The sequence below is a fragment of the Curtobacterium flaccumfaciens UCD-AKU genome (genome assembly GCF_000349565.1).
GTDB lineage: Bacteria > Actinomycetota > Actinomycetes > Actinomycetales > Microbacteriaceae > Curtobacterium > Curtobacterium poinsettiae.
Window position 1 is genome coordinate 216,024 of sequence record NZ_KB714610.1, and the last position, 14,797, is coordinate 230,820.

Sequence of the window (14,797 nt, forward strand, 5' to 3'; positions counted from 1 at the left end):
TCCGGCGAGGGGCGGTAGCCAAGCTGGTCAAGGCAGTCGGCTCATAACCGAACGATCCGCGGGTTCGAGTCCCGCCCGCCCTACGTGCACATGCCAAGGAAGCGCGACACGTCGCAGGACGACCACGCACCGACACCGAACGTCACCTTCGAGGTGACCCGTGGCGGTACCGGCGTGCGCGTGAACGCGTTCCGGCTGGGGTTCATGGGCGCCATCGGGGTCCTCGTCGCCCTGCTCGCCGGGTCGATCATCAACGAGCTGAGCACGGTCCTGGTCTACATCGGGGTCGCGCTGTTCCTGGCGCTCGGCATCGACCCGCTCGTGTCGTTCCTCGAGCGGATCATCCCGCGGTGGGCGGCCATCACGATCGTCGTGGTCGGGGTGCTCGGGGCCTTCGCCGGCATCGTGTTCGCGGTGGTGCCGATCCTGGTGGACCAGGCGTCGAACCTGATCCAGAACTTCCCCGAGATCGTGCAGGACATCTCGCAGCAGCAGTGGGTGCAGGACCTGTCGAAGCAGTTCGCCGGGTCGTTCGACATCGACCACGCGCTGCAGTCGCTGCAGTCCTTCGTCGAGAAGCCGGGCAACCTGCTCAGTGTCGGCGGCGGGATCCTGGCGGTCGGCAGCGGGATCCTGTCCGGGGTCACCGGGGCGCTCATCGTCATCATCCTGATGCTCTACTTCCTCGCGTCGATGCGGGGCATGAAGCGTGCGGCGTACCGGTTCGTCCCGGCGTCGCGTCGTCAGAACTTCATCGACGTGAGCGAGCAGATCACGCAGGCGGTCGGTCGCTACGTCGTCGGGCAGGTGTCCCAGGCGCTCATCAACGGCATCCTCAGCTTCTTCTTCCTGCTCATCATCGGGGCGCCGCTGCCGGTGCTGCTCGCGTCGTTCGCGTTCCTCGGTTCGCTCATCCCGCTCGTCGGCACGTTGGCCGCCGCGATCGTGATCTCGTTGCTCTGCTTCTTCGCGTCACCGGCGACCGCCCTCGCCGCGGCGATCTACTACCTGGTGTACATGCAGGTCGAGGCCTACCTGATCTCGCCGCGCATCATGTCGCGCGCGGTCCAGGTACCCGGTGCGCTCGTGGTCATCGCCGCCGTCGCGGGCGGCACCATCGGCGGTGTGCTCGGCGCACTCGTGGCCCTGCCCGTCGCGGCGTCGGTCATCATCATCGTGCAGAAGGTCATCTACCCCCGCCAGGAACAGTCGTGACGCGCGGCGACGGCGCGAGCGCCGCGGTCGCCGCCTTCGCCGAGCACGTCGACGAACGTGACCGCTGGGCGCGCAGTGCTCGCGGACCGCTCGCCCTGGTGAACGCGCAACACGTCGACCACCCGCAGCCGGTCTGGCCGGTCCCCGGCACCTGGGCTCCGGCGCCCGGCGGACTCACCGTCACGGCCGAGGCGTCCGACGGCATCGTCGTGGACGGCGTGCCGGTCGACGGGACGGTGCTGGTCGCGGGGGACACCGCCGTCGTCCCGTCCACTGTCGCGCTGCCGGACGGCTTCGCCGGCACCGTCACCGGCGACACCCTGCGTGTCTGGGACCCGTCGTCCGAGGCGATCGCCCGCTTCGCGCACATCGCCCGCTTCGCGCGGTCCGGCGACCGGGTGACGTCCGGCACGTACGTCCCGCTGGTGGACGACAGCCAGGAGGCCCGTGGCAGCGTCCGCGACGCCGCCGGCGACGCCCTGCCGGTTGCCGGACACGTCGAGACCGTCGTTGATGGCGCCACGGTGCGGTTCGTCGCTGTCCGGTCGGCCGCGTTCCGCGGAGTCGCGAGACTGCAGCTCATCGTGCAGGACGCCACGAGTGCCCTGGCCGAGGACGACCCGAGCAGCAGCTACTCGGTGGGTCGGTTCCTGTACCTCGACGACCCCGGTGCCGAGGCAACGGTCGAGCTCGACTGGAACCTGCTGGTCCTGCCGCCGTGCGCGTTCTCGTACCAGTACGCCTGCCCGATCCCTCCGGAGGAGAACCGTGTCCCCGTGCCGATCACGGCGGGGGAGCGGCACCCGGTCGACGCGAGCGGTGCCGTCCTGCACTGAACCCGGTCGGGTCCTTGCCGTTCCCAGGCGTGGCGCTGCATAATGGGCGTGTCCCGTCGGGACATCACAATCGCATACCGATGGTTCCGTGGCCCCTCGGGTCAGGATCCTCCGCACCAGGTCGATGGGGAAGTCGCACCTGACGTATCGGAGGAACCGTGAACGGAACGACGACAGGAGTGCTCTACGTGCACTCCTCACCCCGCGCGCTCTGCCCGCACGTCGAATGGGCAGCAGGTCGCGCGATGAACCGTGCCGTGAACTTCTCGTGGCTCGACCAGCCCGCGCAGGACGGTGCGCGTCGGACCGAGTTCACGTGGACCGGTGCGGTCGGTGCCGGTGCCGCGATCGCCTCTGCCCTGCGCGGGTGGGAGCACCTGCGGTACGAGGTCACCGAGGAGCCGACGAGCGCCTCGGACGGTGGTCGCTGGATGCACACGCCCGACCTCGGGGTGTTCTACGCGCAGACCGACGTCACGGGCAACATGGTCATCCCCGAGGACCGGGTGCGCTACGCGATGGAGGTCGCGGGCAGCAACGCCCTCGAACTGCACCGTGAGTTGCGACTGGCCCTCGGGCAGGCCTGGGACGACGAGCTCGAGCCCTTCCGCCACGCCGCCGAGGGCAACCCGGTCGTCTGGCTGCACCGCGTCGGCTGACCCGGACTCGCCACACGCCGGCGTGTCGGGTGCGCCGGACGCCGGCGTGTCGCCCGGACACCGCCACAGACTCGAGACGCCGCCGAATACGGCGGCGTCTCGTCGTTCCCAGGGCGCGGCAGCGACACGACGGCGTGTGGACGGGGGGCTGACCCGGGCACCGGAACGACGGAAGCCCGCCCCGACGACGCGGGACGGGCCTCCTGGCAGGTGCTGCCGTGACTAGACGCTGCGGAACGCGACCACGGCGTTGTGTCCGCCGAAGCCGAACGAGTTGCTGACGGCGAGCAGGTCGCCTTCGGGCAGCGCACGCGGTTCGCGGGCGACGTCCATGACGATCTCCGGGTCCTGGTCGTGCAGGTTGATCGTCGGCGGCGCGACGCGGTTGTGCAGCGCGAGGACGGTGAAGACCGCCTCGATCGCACCGGCACCACCGAGCAGGTGGCCCGTGGACGCCTTGGTGGCCGACACCACGACGTTGTCCAGGTGGTCGCCGAAGACCCGACGCATCGCGTGGTACTCGGCGACGTCCCCGACGGGGGTCGAGGTGGCGTGCGCGTTGACGTGCACGACGTCCTCGATGCTCGCGTCGGCGTGCTCGAGGGCCTGCAGGACCGCACGGGCGGCGGCGCTGCCCTCGGGGTCCGGCGCGGTGATGTGGAAGGCGTCCGAGGTGATGCCGGAGCCGGCGACCTCGGCGTAGATGGTCGCGCCGCGGGCCTCGGCGTGCTCCTTCGACTCGAGGATGAGCGCCGCGGCGCCGTCACCGAGGACGAAGCCGTCACGCGTGACGTCGTAGGGGCGCGACGCGGTCTCGGGGGAGTCGTTGCGGCGCGACAGGGCCTGCATGGCGGCGAACGCGGCCAGCGGGAGCGGGTGCAGCGCGGCCTCGGCGCCACCGGTGATGACGATGTCGGCGTCGCCGTCGGCGATGTGCCGGTAGGCCTCGGCCAGCGACTCGGTCGACGAGGCGCACGCCGACAGGTAGGTGCGGGCGCCGCCACGGGCGCCGAACTCCATCTCGATGGCGGCGGCGGGACCGTTCGCCATGAGCATCGGGACCGTCATCGGCAGGACGCGACGCGGGCCCTTCTCGCGCAGGGTGTCCCAGGCGTCGAGCAGCGTGTTCACGCCACCGATGCCCGTTGCCCAGTCGACGATCAAGCGCTCGGGGACGACCGACTCGTCGTCGATGCCGGCGTCGGCCCATGCTTCGCGCGCTGCGACGAGCGACAGCTGCGACGAGGGGTCGAGGCGCTTCGACTCGGGGCGGGTGAGCTGGTCGGTGAGGAAGGTGCGCGCCTGGCCGGCGAACTCCACGGGGAGTTCGAGGTCGGCGTAGCGGGGGTCCTCGATGCGGGTGATGCCGGACTTGCCGGCGAGCAGCGCGTCCCAGGTGTCCGGGGCGGTCGCGGCGAGGGGTGAGATCGCACCGATCCCGGTGACGACGACGGTCTTCTTGGTCATGGGACGACGTGTTCTTTCGTTGGGGTGAACAAGATGAGCGCCGCGGCCCGCAGGGGTCCGCGGGCCGCGGCGCTCAGGAAGCTCGTGTCAGGCCTGGGCCTTGACGATGTAGTCGACCGCGTTGCCGACGGTCTTGAGGTTCTTGACCTCTTCGTCCGGGATCTTCACGTCGAACTTCTCCTCGGCGTTGACCACGATGGTCATCATCGAGATGGAGTCGATGTCGAGGTCGTCCGTGAAGGACTTGTCGGCGGCGACGGTGTCGGTGGCGATACCGGTCTCGTCGTTGATCAGCTCGGCCAGGCCGGCGAGGACTTCTTCGTTGGACAGGGCCATGAGTGTTCTCCTTGAAGGGGGGTGTCGTTTGACCGTTGACCAGCCTAGGGCACGCGGGGTCCGGGTGCGCGGAGGCTCGTCGGGATGGGGGCCGGTCGCGCGGGTGCGCGACCGGGGTGGGATCAGGGGAGGACGACCACCTGGGCGCCGAACACGAGTCCAGCGCCGAAGCCGATCTGCAGGGCGAGACCGCCCGACAGGTCCGGGTGCTCCTCGAGCAGGCGGTGCGTGGCGAGCGGGATGCTCGCGGCGGAGGTGTTGCCGGTGGTGGTGATGTCGCGGGCGATCGTCACCGTCTCGGGCAGGCCGAGCTGCTTGGCGAACTCGTCGATGATGCGGATGTTCGCCTGGTGCGGCACGAAGGCGGCGAGGTCCTCGGGGCGGACCCCGGCGGTCTCGAGCGCCTGTCGGGCGACCTTGACCATCTCCCAGACGGCCCAGCGGAACACCGTCTGGCCGGCTTGGCGCATGGTCGGGCGGGGTGCACCGGCCTCCCACTCGTTGTAGGTCGCGGTCATGCCGATGGCGTCCCACTTCGAGCCGTCCGAGCCCCAGATGGTGGGGGCGATGCCCGGGAAGTCGCTCGGGCCGATCACGGCGGCGCCGGCACCGTCCCCGAGCAGGAACGAGATCGAGCGGTCGGTCGGGTCGACGACGTCGCTGAGCTTCTCGGCCCCGACGACCAGCACGTGGTCGGCGAGCCCGGACTTGATGAACGAGTCGGCCTGGGCGATGCCGTAGGCGTACCCGGCGCAGGCGGCGCTGATGTCGTACGCGGCGGCCGGGGTGGCACCGATGCGTTCGGCGAGCAGCGACGCCATCGACGGGGTGGCGACGGTGTGCGTGACGGTGCTCACGAGCACGACGCCGATCTGGGACGGCTCGATGCCGGCCTTCTCGATCGCCTCGCGTGCGGCGGTCTCGGCGAGGTCGACGGCTTCGACGTCCTCGCCGGCACGCTTGCGGGTGATGATGCCGGTGCGCTGGCGGATCCACTCGTCGGACGAGTCGATCGGGCCGACGAGGTCGTCGTTCGGCACGACGTTCTCGCCGCGGGCGGCGCCGAACGCCAGGATCCGGGTGAACTCGTGGCCGCGGCGCTGCTGGAGCAGCGGGCGCGCGGATCCGGTCGGGAGGCCCGTGGGGGCGTCCGTCGGGGTGGTCGGGTCGGTCATGCGGTTGCGTCTGCTTCCTGGCCCGCGCGCTGCAGCAGGTCGATCGCTGCAGGCAGGTCGTCGGGGGTCTTGATGGCGACGGTCGGCGTGCCGCGGAGGCCGCGCTTCGCCAGGCCGACGAGGGCACCGGCGGGTGCGAGCTCGATGATGCCGGTCACGCCGGCGGCGGAGAAGGACTCCATGACCGCGTCCCAGTGCACGGGGTTCGCGATCTGCTGGACCATCAGGTCGACGAAGCGTCGGCCGTCGTCCACCCGGGAGCCGTCGGCGTTGGTCCAGATCGGCAGGGTCGGGTCCTGCACGGCCGCGGCGGCCGCCACCGGTGCGACCCGCTCGACGGCGGGCGCCATGTAGCGGGTGTGGAACGCGCCGGCGACGGCGAGGGGGATGACCCGGGCCTTGGCGGGCGGGGCCGCGGCGAGGGCGGCGATGGCGTCCGCGGCGCCGGCGACGACGGTCTGGCCGCCACCGTTGTGGTTCGCGGGCACCAGGCCGTGCTCGGCGAGGGCGGCGGCGACCGCATCGGCGTCGCCACCGAGGACGGCGGCCATCGAGGTCGGTTCGAGCGCGGCGGCGTCGGCCATCGCCCGGCCCCGCTCGGCGACCAGTGCGACGGCGTCGGTCGGCTCGAGGATCCCGGCGACCGCGGCAGCGGTGAACTCGCCCACCGAGTGCCCGGCGACCCCGCCCACCAGGGCACGACGGCCCTCGGCGAGCAGCGCGTCGGCGGTCACCAGGCCAGCGGCCACGATGAGGGGCTGTGCGAGCGCGGTGTCCTTGATGGTGTCCGCGTCGGAGTTCGTGCCGTGCTCGGCGAGGTCGACGCCGATCGACTCCGACCACTGCCCGACGCGTTCACGAACGGAGGCGTCCTCGAGCCAGGGGGCGAGGAAGCCGGGGGTCTGGGAGCCCTGTCCGGGCGCGACGACGACGATCACCGGACAATCCTCGCGTTCTCGCCCCGCAGGGCACGTGTGGACTTCCCACACGAATCCCGGTGGGACATTGTCGGTTCTCTACGCCCCGACGCGTCAGCGTCGGGGTGTGATGCGGCGACGGCCGGTCGCGGACTCCGACATCGCGCCGAGGATGAGCGCCGACTGCACGATCAGGGCGTCCCGGGCGTTCGTGGCGTCCCAGCCGATGATGTCGGCGACGCGGCGCAGGCGGTAGCGCACGGTGTTCGGGTGCACGAAGAGCTCCCTGGCGGTGGCCTCGAGCGAGCGGCCGGTGTCCAGGTAGCACCACAGCGTCTGCAGGAGCTCGGTCGACTGGTCCTTGAGCGGGACGTAGATGCGCTGGACCAGGGCCGAGCGGGCCAGCGGGTCACCGGCCAGGGCGCGCTCGGGGAGCAGGTCGTCGGCGAGGGCCGGACGGGGGACACCGCGCCAGGCACGCGCGACGGCGAACCCGGCCAAGGCGGCCTTCGCGCTGGTCGAGGCGTCGACGACCCCGGGGACCTCGTTGCCGAGGACCAGGTGGCCGTCGCCGAACAGCGGTTCGAGGGCCTGCGCGATGGTCGTGAAGGAGACGGGCTCCTCGCCCTCGGGCACGTCGTCACGCGGGGTGGCGCGACCGATGACCACGACGAGCCGCGATCCCTGGACCCCGACGAGCACGTCGGCGTCCATGTGCCGTGCGGTGCGACGGACCTGGTCGACCTCGAGCTGCTTCGGCGCGGTGCCGACGAGCACCGCGACCTCGCCGTGCCCGTGCCACCCGAGGGCGGCGATGCGGGACGGCAGTTCGTCGTCGTACTCGCCCGAGAGGATCGAGTCGACCACGAGGGCTTCGAGCCGGGCGTCCCACAGGCCCCGGGCCTCGGCCGCGCGGGCGTAGACGTCGGCGGCCGCGAACGCGATGTCACGGGAGTACTTGAGGATCGCCTCCTGCAGCATCTCGTCGTCGGCGGCGCGTTCCTCGACCACGGTGACGACGACGCGGATGAGCTGCAGGGTCTGCTGCAGGCTCACCGAGCGCAGGAGCTCCCGTGGGGCGGACCCGAAGACGTCGGCCGCGGCGATCCACGGCGTCGACGCAGTGCCCTCGAGCCAGCTGATGAACGACGTGATGCCGGCCTGGGCGACGAGGCCCACGGCGGAGCGGCGCCCCGGTGGCATCTCGCTGTACCAGGGGAGGGTGTCCTCGAGCCGCTTGATGGTCGCGGTGGAGAGTTCTCCGGACACCTGACGGAGCCAGGAGAGCGCACGCTCACGCGCGCTCTCCTGGCTCTCGTGGTCCGGGCGGACCGTCGTCACGGGGTGATCAGCTCTCGCCGCCCGCGCTGCCGGTGGTGCCGGCGGTCACGTCGTGCAGGCGGTACTTGTCGATCGCCTGCTGGACGAGCGCGCCGTCGACCTTGCCCTGGCGGGCGAGCTGCTGCAGCGTCCGCACGACGACCGAGGGGCCGTCGATGTGGAAGAAGCGGCGAGCGGCCGGACGGGTGTCCGAGAAACCGAAGCCGTCGGCACCGAGGGTGGCGTAGTCGGTCGGCACGAACGGACGGATCTGCTCCTGCACCAGGTGCATGAAGTCGCTCACGGCGACGACCGGTCCTTCGGTGCCGAGCAGACGCTCGGTGACGAACGGCGTGCGGGCCGGCTCGTTCGGGTTGAGGAACGCCTGCTGCTCGGCGGCCACACCGTCGCGGTACAGCTCACCCCAGCTCGTGACGCTCCACACGTCGGCCGACACGCCCCAGTCCTCGGCGAGGAGCTGCTGCGCCTCGAGGATCCACGGCACGGCGACACCGGACGCGAGCAGCTGGGCCTTCGGGCCGTCGTGCTCGCTCGGCTTGAGCAGGTACATGCCCTTGAGGATGCCCTCGACGTCGACGCCCTCGGGCTCGGCCGGCTGCACCAGCGGCTCGTTGTAGACCGTCAGGTAGTACATGACGTTCGGGTCGGCGTGCTTCGGCGAGCCGTCCTCGTTCGTGCCGTACATGCGGTCGAGGCCGGCCTTGACGATGTGGCCGATCTCGTAGCCGTACGCCGGGTCGTACGAGACGACGGCCGGGTTCGTCGTGGCGAGGAGCGGCGAGTGGCCGTCCGCGTGCTGCAGGCCTTCGCCCGTCAGCGTGGTGCGGCCGGCGGTCGCGCCGATCATGAAGCCACGGGTCATCTGGTCGCCGGCGGCCCAGATGGCGTCGCCGGTGCGCTGGAACCCGAACATCGAGTAGAAGACGTAGACCGGGATGAGCGGCTCGCCCTGCGTCGAGTACGAGGTACCGACCGCGGTGAACGCCGCCAGGGCGCCCGCCTCGTTGATGCCGACGTGGATGATCTGGCCCTGCGGGCTCTCCTTGTAGGCGAGGAGGAGTTCGCGGTCGACGGACGTGTAGTGCTGGCCGTTCGGGTTGTAGATCTTCGCCGACGGGAAGTAGGCGTCCATGCCGAACGTGCGTGCTTCGTCCGGGATGATCGGGACCACGCGGTCACCGAAGTCGGGCGAGCGCAGCAGGTCCTTCAGCAGGCGGGCGAACGCCATGGTGGTGGCGACCTCCTGCTTGCCGGAGCCCTTCTTCACGACCTGGTACTTCGAGTCGTCCGGCAGCGTGAACTGCGTGTACTTCGTGCGACGTTCCGGCACGTAGCCACCGAGCGCGCGACGGCGCTCGTGCATGTACTGGATCGCCTCGTCGTCGTTGCCCGGGTGGTAGTACGGCGGCGTGTAGGGGTTCTCTTCCAGCTGCGCGTCGGAGATCGGGATGCGCATCTCGTCGCGGAACTGCTTGAGGTTGTCGAGCGTGAGCTTCTTCATCTGGTGGGTCGCGTTGCGGCCCTCGAAGCTCGGGCCGAGGCCGTAGCCCTTGACCGTCTTCGCCAGGATGACGGTCGGCTGGCCCTTGTGCTCGGTCGCGGCCTTGAAGGCGGCGTAGACCTTGCGGTAGTCGTGGCCACCGCGCTTGAGGTTCCAGATCTGGTCGTCGGTGTAGTCCTGGACGAGCTCGAGCGCCTTCGGGTCGCGCCCGAAGAAGTTCTCGCGCACGTAGGCACCGTTCTCGGCCTTGTACGTCTGGTAGTCGCCGTCCGGCGTCTGGTTCATCAGGTTGAGGAGCGCGCCCTCGGTGTCGCGGGCGAGCAGGTCGTCCCACTCGCGGCCCCAGACGACCTTGATGACGTTCCAGCCCGCACCGCGGAAGAACGCCTCGAGCTCCTGGATGATCTTGCCGTTGCCACGGACCGGACCGTCGAGTCGCTGCAGGTTGCAGTTGATGACGAAGTTCAGGTTGTCGAGGCCGTCGTTCGCAGCGACCTGGAGCTGGCCGCGGGACTCGACCTCGTCCATCTCGCCGTCGCCCAGGAACGCCCAGACCTGCTGGTCCATGGCGTCCTTGATGCCGCGGTTCGACAGGTACTTGGCCTGCTGCGCCTGGTAGATCGCGTTGATCGGGCCGATGCCCATCGACACGGTCGGGAACTGCCAGAAGTGCGGCATGAGGCGCGGGTGCGGGTACGACGACAGGCCGCCGCCGGCGTGCGACTTCTCCTGCCGGAACCCGTCGAGCTGGTCCTCGGACAGGCGCCCTTCCATGTAGGCGCGGGCGTACATGCCGGGGGAGGCGTGGCCCTGGAAGAAGACCTGGTCGCCACCGGAGGGGTGGTCCTGCGCACGGAAGAAGTGGTTGTAGCCGACCTCGTACATCGCGGCGCTCGACGCGTACGTCGAGATGTGCCCGCCGACCGCGATGCCCGGACGCTGCGCGCGGTGCACCGTGATGGCCGCGTTCCAGCGGATCCAGCGGCGGTACCGGCGCTCCAGCTCTTCGTCGCCGGGGAACTCCGGCTCGTTCTCCGGCGCGATGGTGTTCACGTAGTCCGTCGTCGGGACCATCGGCACACCGAGGTGCAGTTCCTTGGACCGCTTGAGCAGGCTCAGCATGATCTCGCGACCGCGCTGGTGTCCGTGGGTCTGGACCAGCCCGTCCAGGGACTCACGCCATTCGGCGGTCTCCTGCGGATCCTGGTCGTTCGCCCCGGTGCTGTACGGGTCCTGGTCGTTCACCGTCACCCTTGACCTCGTTCGTTCTCGTGGTGGTGGACATGGTGGCTCCGGTGGTCGGGTCGCGACCGGCTGGGGCCCCGTCCACTCTAGGCCCCAGGACCGACGCTGATGCTGATGGTGACGTGCAGGTGGACGGGTGCTTGCATTCGCGTGTCGTCGGCGTAGCATGGCCGATCGTGCACACGCGATCCGCGGTGCACGGACCCGACGGGCACACCCCACGCCCGAGGAAGAAGCACACGTAGCGATGGCACTGGAGATCGGCTCACTCGCGCCGGACTTCGAGCTCCCGAACCAGTTCGGTGAGCACGTCCGACTCAGCGACTTCCGCGGCAACCGCCCGGTCGCACTCGTCTTCTTCCCGCTGGCGTTCTCGTCGGGGTGCACGAACGAGCTCTGCACCCTGCAGGACAACATCACGATGTTCCAGGACCAGCGCATCGAGCTCCTCGGCATCTCGGTCGACTCGAAGGCGACGCTGCGGTCGTTCGCCGAGACGAACGGCTACGACTTCGAACTGCTCGCCGACTTCTGGCCGCACGGCGCGGTCTCGAAGGAGTACGGCGTGTTCCTCGAGCACAAGGGCTTCGCCACCCGCGCGACCTTCGTCATCGACGTGCAGGGCCGCATCAAGGCCTCGATCATCACCGAGCCCGGCCTGCAGCGCGACGTGGCCGAGTACAAGGCGGCCCTCGACCGGCTCGCCGCCTGCTCGGCACCCGTCCCCGTCGGCTAGCGTTCCGAATCCCTGCTGACGGACGCATCCGCGTCGACGGTCGGACAGGAGGCCCGGTGCACGCCATCGACACCGACCCGCGTGGTCGCGGGGTCGCCTCCGACGGCTACGCCCCGTACCCGGTGCGCGTCACGCCCGGCGCCTGGGGCCTGACCCGCACGGTCGTCGACACCCCGACCGGGCCAGTGGTGGTGCACCACCGCGTCGGCCCGGACCCGCTCCTGCTGCTGCACGGCATCGCCGGCTCCTGGTCGACGTGGACCCCGCTGCTGCGCGCCGCGGACGGCATCGGTGCCCGCGGACTGGTGCTCGTCGACCTGCCCGGCTGGGGGTCCTCGCCGGCCCCCGACGGTCCGTTCGGGCTCGACGCCGTCACGGCTGCCGTCACCGCGGTCCTCGGAGCACTGGACCTCGGTGCGGTCGACGTCGTCGGGCACTCCATGGGCGCGTTCGTCGGGTTGCACCTGGCCGTGGTGGCGCCCGAGCGGGTCCGGTCGCTCGCGCTGGTGTCCGGCACGACGGTTGCGACGGCCGGTGCGGCTCGGCACCCCGTCCGGGCGCTCGGCACCCTGCCGGCGTTCACCCTGCTGCGAGCCGGCCTGACGGTGACCGGTGGCACCGCTCGTCCGCTGCTCCGGGGGATCGCCCGGAGCAGCCTGCTGCCACTCGTCGCGGCGCCGGTGTTCACGCACGTGCGACGCCTGGACCCGAGCGTCCTGGCAGCCTTCGTGGACGAGCTCCGGCCGGAGCAGTTCACCGAGGCGGCACGGTCGGCGGCGGCGTACGACGTCGACCGGTGGCGCGCGATCACCTGCCCGGTGACGGCGATCGCCGGCCGCGACGACGTGTTCGCTCGCGTCTCGGACCTGGCCGCACTGCGGGCGCTCGTGCCGCAGACCCGCACGGTGCTGCTGGAGGCGTGCGGGCACTTCGCCCACGTCGAGCGTCCCGACGCGGTCGCGCACGAGCTCGGGTTCGTCTGAGCTCGTGCACGCCGGCCTGCCGCACGGTCGGCAGCCGTCAGGCGGGCACGGGGAACGTCGCCGCGACGCGGGAGCGCACCTCGGCCTGCACCGCCTGCCGCATCACGGGCGAGAACAGCGAGTGGTCGCCGGCCTCGACCCGCACGACCGACAGGGCGCCACGGCGGCCGGTGCCGGTGTAGCGACGCACGGCCTTCTGCCCGCCGAGACGGTCGAACAGTGCGGCGTCGTCCGGGGCCACGATCACGACCACGTCGGTGCCGTGCTCGACGAGGGGGCGCACGTGCTCGACGACGCCGCCGACCCGGTCGCGTCGGGCGATGCGGTCGCGGAGGGCCTTCGGCACCAGGGCGTTGTAGCGGTGCCGGATCCAGAGCCGCGTCGGTGAGGGGGCGTCGATCGCGCGGACGGCGTCCTCGTAGCTCCCGGGGGCCGCGGGATGCCGCCGGTAGTCGTTCGGGCTGATCTCGACCACGAGGCGTGGGGCCTCCTCGGCCGAGCGGCCCGCGAGCCAGGCACCGGCGCACATGCCGACGAGCACCAGACGGTCCGAGGGTTCGCCGAGGGCGGTGACGACGGCGGACTGGTCCTCGACCCACTCCTGGGCGAACAGGAAGCTGCGCTCGTCCTCGTGCACGGCGCTGCTCTCGCCCGTGCCGCGGCGGTCGACGCGGACCACCCGAGCGCCGTCGCGTGCCAGGGCCCGAGCGAGTCCGACCTGGTAGTCGGTGGCGCCGACGCGGTGCTCCGCGGCGCCGTTGTGCAGGACGACGAGCGGGGCGTCGTGGTGCTGCGCGGACGACACGGTCTCGACGGCGAACAGCCGCTCGGGGCCCAGGCGGACGATCCGTTCCGAGACGCGGCCGTCCACGTCGAGGACCTCGTCGAGCTCGGGCGGGGCGACGGGTGCCGCAGCGGTGGGTGCCCAGGCACCGAGCCAGGCGACGGCGGTGTCGATGGCGGTGCCGGGGATCCGGGCGTGGATGCTCGTGCCGTCGAGCAGCTCCGGGCTGCCGGTGACCTCGGTCACCTCGACGCCACCGAGGGGCTTCGGCGCACGGGTACCCGGACGGACGAGGGCGACGGTCGGTCCGGTGCGCGGAGCGAACGCCAGGGCGGACAGTGCGGCGGCCTCGTCGGTGTCGACCTCGATGCCGATGAGGCTCTCGACACCGTCGACGACCCGATCGGCCCCGATGGTGATCGTCGCCAGGGCGCGCTGTCGGCGGAGCCAGCCTCTGCCGGACGCCGGGGCGTCCCAGACGAGCAGGCCGTCGGTCGCCTGGGCGGCAGCGGCGGCGACGAGTGCGGCGGACGCCAGCCCGACGAACGCGACGTCCCGGATGCCCGTCGACCGGAGCAGCGCAGCGGCGTGGCGCGCGGACCGGACCTGCGCGTCGGACGTGGTGTCGGGTGCGCCGTCACCACGTCCGGACGGGTCGTAGCGCACCGAGGCGATGCCACGGGCCTCCAGGCGGTCGGCCAGCAGGCGGAGCGTGCGGTACGCGATGACGCCCTCCTGCCCGAGCGGCGGGCAGATCACGACACCGGCGCGCGCGGCGGCGGGGAGCTGGACCGCGGCGCGGATCGCCGGCGATCCGGACCAGCCGTGCAGCGTGGTCACAGTGCCAGGGCGGCGCGGGCGGACGCCGGCCAGGCGTCGAGGTCCGTGCCGTGGGCGGCGAACAGGGCGATGGTGATGCGTTCCAGGCCGAACGCGATGCAGGCGCTGTGCGCCACCTGCCCGTCCTCGGTGCGCAGGCCGAACGAGGTGCCGAAGTGGTCCTCGTGCAGGTTCGCGGAGCTGATCGCGGTGGCGTCGTGGTCGGCGCCGTAGACCTTCGTCACGAACTCGAACTTCAGGGCCTGCTCGACCTGGTTGCGGGCGAGCATCTGCCCGACGCGGCCGAAGAAGGGGTCGTTGGCGGGGACGACGTCGATCTCGAGCCCGAACGACTCGAGCAGGGCGCGCATCACCGGGATGCTGCCGTCGCGGTGGGCCGCTGCGGACGCGGGGGTGCCGACGTGCACGAACTCGTGCATGTGGAAGGCCTGCAGGCGCATCGGGTCGAGCGAGGGCTCCCGGCGGAAGGAGTCGCCCAGGACGTCGAGGAACCGGCCCTGCTGCGGCACGGTGTCGCCGAGGAGGCCGTAGACGGGGTGGCAGACAGCGGGGGTGAGCATGAGGTCGGCCGGCTCGAGGAAGCCCTCCCAGCGCTCACCGCGCTCGCGGGCGGCGAGCAGCGCGCGGTGGGTGCGGTCGTCGCCGGTGAACCCGGAGATCGACGCGGCGAGGTCCGGGAACGACGCGATGTAGTCGGTGCGCTCGAAGGACGCGAGCGGCTCGACCGGCGGGAAACGCAGGACCTCGGCGCCGAGGTGCTGC

At 71.3% G+C, this 14,797-nt stretch carries 13 protein-coding genes and 1 tRNA gene; 6 read left to right on the plus strand and 8 right to left on the minus strand.

Annotation, left to right across the window (positions count from 1 at the left end; all coding sequences use genetic code 11):
- Positions 1-8: 8 nt before the first annotated feature.
- The 4 genes from H489_RS26250 to H489_RS26265 all read left to right on the plus strand — a co-directional run bounded on the left by H489_RS26250 (position 9) and on the right by H489_RS26265 (position 2,710).
- Positions 9-83 (plus strand) — tRNA-Ile (locus H489_RS26250).
- Between the two features lie 7 nt (positions 84-90).
- Positions 91-1,215, plus strand: a complete 1,125-nt coding sequence (locus H489_RS26255; RefSeq protein WP_017886706.1) for an AI-2E family transporter — start codon at positions 91-93, stop codon at positions 1,213-1,215.
- The gene (locus H489_RS26260; RefSeq protein WP_017886707.1) at positions 1,212-2,051 is read left to right on the plus strand and encodes a DUF1684 domain-containing protein; all 840 of its coding nucleotides are present in this window, start codon (positions 1,212-1,214) and stop codon (positions 2,049-2,051) included. The genes H489_RS26255 and H489_RS26260 overlap by 4 nt, the downstream gene beginning before the upstream one ends.
- 158 nt (positions 2,052-2,209) lie before the next feature.
- Positions 2,210-2,710, plus strand: a complete 501-nt coding sequence (locus H489_RS26265) for a DUF3145 domain-containing protein (protein ID WP_031259468.1) — start codon at positions 2,210-2,212, stop codon at positions 2,708-2,710.
- 222 nt (positions 2,711-2,932) lie between these two features.
- On the opposite strand, the gene H489_RS26270 is transcribed toward H489_RS26265, so the two are convergent.
- From H489_RS26270 to aceE, 6 genes are all read right to left on the minus strand, one after another.
- Positions 2,933-4,177 carry a beta-ketoacyl-[acyl-carrier-protein] synthase family protein gene (locus H489_RS26270; protein WP_017886709.1) on the minus strand — a complete coding sequence of 415 codons (1,245 nt, stop codon included), beginning with the start codon at positions 4,175-4,177 and terminating at the stop codon, positions 2,933-2,935.
- A gap of 87 nt (positions 4,178-4,264) precedes the next feature.
- On the minus strand, positions 4,265-4,513 hold the full coding sequence (locus H489_RS26275; protein ID WP_017886710.1) for an acyl carrier protein: 249 nt from the start codon (positions 4,511-4,513) through the stop codon (positions 4,265-4,267).
- A gap of 122 nt (positions 4,514-4,635) precedes the next feature.
- Positions 4,636-5,688, minus strand: a complete 1,053-nt coding sequence (locus H489_RS26280; protein ID WP_017886711.1) for a beta-ketoacyl-ACP synthase III — start codon at positions 5,686-5,688, stop codon at positions 4,636-4,638.
- Positions 5,685-6,626, minus strand: a complete 942-nt coding sequence (locus tag H489_RS26285; protein ID WP_017886712.1) for an ACP S-malonyltransferase — start codon at positions 6,624-6,626, stop codon at positions 5,685-5,687. The genes H489_RS26280 and H489_RS26285 overlap by 4 nt, the downstream gene beginning before the upstream one ends.
- A 93-nt stretch (positions 6,627-6,719) precedes the next feature.
- Positions 6,720-7,946, minus strand: coding sequence for a PucR family transcriptional regulator (locus H489_RS26290; RefSeq protein WP_017886713.1), 1,227 nt, complete (start codon positions 7,944-7,946; stop codon positions 6,720-6,722).
- A 7-nt stretch (positions 7,947-7,953) separates the two neighbouring features.
- A complete protein-coding gene (aceE, locus tag H489_RS26295; RefSeq protein ID WP_017886714.1) occupies positions 7,954-10,698 on the minus strand; it encodes a pyruvate dehydrogenase (acetyl-transferring), homodimeric type in 2,745 nt (914 codons plus the stop codon).
- Positions 10,699-10,939: 241 nt separating this feature from the next.
- Here aceE and H489_RS26300 point away from each other — a divergent pair, with 241 nt between their 5' ends.
- Positions 10,940-11,428 carry a peroxiredoxin gene (locus tag H489_RS26300; RefSeq protein WP_017886715.1) on the plus strand — a complete coding sequence of 163 codons (489 nt, stop codon included), beginning with the start codon at positions 10,940-10,942 and terminating at the stop codon, positions 11,426-11,428.
- Between the two features lie 56 nt (positions 11,429-11,484).
- The gene (locus H489_RS26305) at positions 11,485-12,411 is read left to right on the plus strand and encodes an alpha/beta fold hydrolase (protein WP_017886716.1); all 927 of its coding nucleotides are present in this window, start codon (positions 11,485-11,487) and stop codon (positions 12,409-12,411) included.
- A 37-nt stretch (positions 12,412-12,448) separates the two neighbouring features.
- Here H489_RS26305 and H489_RS26310 read toward each other — a convergent pair whose 3' ends face one another.
- Together H489_RS26310 and H489_RS26315 are read right to left on the minus strand one after the other, a co-directional pair.
- The gene (locus tag H489_RS26310; RefSeq protein WP_017886717.1) at positions 12,449-14,035 is read right to left on the minus strand and encodes an alpha/beta hydrolase; all 1,587 of its coding nucleotides are present in this window, start codon (positions 14,033-14,035) and stop codon (positions 12,449-12,451) included.
- Positions 14,032-14,797, minus strand: a 766-nt coding sequence (locus H489_RS26315) for a hypothetical protein (protein ID WP_051067370.1), incomplete at its 5' end; no start/stop codon positions are given. The genes H489_RS26310 and H489_RS26315, both read right to left, overlap by 4 nt.

Excerpts from the sequence above, each read along its gene's own strand:
- H489_RS26255 (WP_017886706.1), top strand. The coding sequence starts at position 91 with ATGCCAAGGAAGCGCGACACGTCGCAGGACGACCACGCACCGACACCG.
- H489_RS26270 (WP_017886709.1), bottom strand. The coding sequence starts at position 4,177 with ATGACCAAGAAGACCGTCGTCGTCACCGGGATCGGTGCGATCTCACCC.
- H489_RS26275 (WP_017886710.1), bottom strand. The coding sequence starts at position 4,513 with ATGGCCCTGTCCAACGAAGAAGTCCTCGCCGGCCTGGCCGAGCTGATC.
- H489_RS26280 (WP_017886711.1), bottom strand. The coding sequence starts at position 5,688 with ATGACCGACCCGACCACCCCGACGGACGCCCCCACGGGCCTCCCGACC.
- H489_RS26300 (WP_017886715.1), top strand. The coding sequence starts at position 10,940 with ATGGCACTGGAGATCGGCTCACTCGCGCCGGACTTCGAGCTCCCGAAC.